1 protein-coding gene is annotated in these 472 nt (G+C 33.7%); it reads right to left on the bottom strand.

Annotation, left to right across the window (positions count from 1 at the left end; translation table 11 throughout):
- On the bottom strand, positions 1 to 270 hold a 270-nt coding region (gene mobC, locus HFD15_RS14010; RefSeq protein WP_167595255.1), incomplete at its 3' end, for a plasmid mobilization relaxosome protein MobC.
- Between the last annotated feature and the right edge of the window lie 202 nt (positions 271 to 472).

The following is a 472-nucleotide window of genomic DNA, read 5'->3' on the forward strand; positions in this document are numbered from 1 at the left end:
TTGGTTGTCCATCCGATCGAATTGATTGAGTTTCTTGGCGATTTGATTTAAATTGGTTCCTTGTTTTGAGAGTTCTAATAATAAAGATTTCGCTTGGTCATGTTCGAGATAAGGTTTTTTTAAATGAGATTTTTGTGCTAATTTTTTCGCATAAAGATTCGGAGAGAGTCCATATGTTTCTCCTGAAATTTTCAGCTTATTGTATTGTTCTTCAGATAATCTAAATTGAATGTACTTTGTTTGATTTTGTGATACTTCTTTCTGATCCATAAATAGCCTCCTCAAAGATAAAATGCCCCAGCACTCATTCCTCAATCGCCCTTTGTCATTGATTTTGTAATAAGCATTGCGCCCTATTCGGTTACAATCATTATAACAAAATAGACCATATAAAGCCATAAATACTGCAAGCTATCACATTGTAATACAAAACACTTCGTTCTTGTATTACAATGTGGCTTGAAAAGGGGGA

This window comes from Lactococcus sp. EKM203L (assembly GCF_011800585.1).
GTDB classification, from domain to species: Bacteria; Bacillota; Bacilli; order Lactobacillales; family Streptococcaceae; genus Lactococcus; species Lactococcus lactis.